Source organism: Mucilaginibacter sp. P4_G9, assembly GCF_056400985.1.
This window is the reverse complement of record NZ_JBFUKF010000880.1, coordinates 1-802: the sequence shown is the minus strand read 5'-3', so window position 1 is coordinate 802 and position 802 is coordinate 1. Positions and strand designations below refer to the sequence as shown.

Annotated in this window: 1 protein-coding gene; it reads left to right on the top strand. The window is 35.5% G+C overall.

The window, feature by feature from the left end:
- Positions 1 to 152: 152 nt before the first annotated feature.
- A complete protein-coding gene (locus tag AC1DPZ_RS28325; protein ID WP_477409820.1) occupies positions 153 to 596 on the top strand; it encodes a hypothetical protein in 444 nt (147 codons plus the stop codon).
- Positions 597 to 802 lie beyond the last annotated feature (206 nt).

Below are 802 nucleotides of genomic sequence, written 5' to 3'. Positions count from 1 at the left end.
GCTTAAGGCTAAAGAGCACGGCAAACAACTGCAGGATATGAGCCTTGCCGAAATGGACATTTTTTGGAACGAAGCGAAAAAGCTGTAAAAACATTGTGTTTAGTGTAGCGTTTTAATAATTATTCACGTAATAGCTTTAAATGAAAAATATTATGAAACGAAATTTATTTTACCTGCTACCTCTGTTGTTAACGTTAGGTGTGGCTTGTTCGCCAAAGTCTGATCCTATTGTAATCCCTACCCCAACCGGAACTTTTAATGGTCAGTTTAGATTATTAACCAAAAACTCAACCACCGGTAAATATGATACTTTGAAAGATTCCATCATATTAAAAATGAACGCCTCATTCCATTTTGCGGTAGTAGCCGATACTACAGTAAAGCATGCAGGCAGCCACGGAACATTTGCATTTGATGGCTATTATATCCAGTTTAATGATAGTACTTTTAAAGCATCTGCGCCCCGCACCAAAAACCATTTGGTGGGTGTTTACCAGTATGTTTATGATGGTACCACTTTCAAAATGCTCCGTTCAAGCTCATCAAGCAATCCGGATACTATTGGCCGGTACGACCTTAAAAAAACTGCAAATTAATTATTGTTTTTAACTGAAATTGCCGTCGCTGTATTTTTAGCGGCGGCTTTTTGAATGTTATCAATCTTTAGTTAATTTTAATAGCTAGCAATAATTATTAAAGCTGCTATTAGTACGAATGAAAAAAAACTTTTTTGTTTGTATCAATAATGCTATTTGCTACGTAAAGACGTATAAACCAACACAATATTTAAGCGGAATTAAAC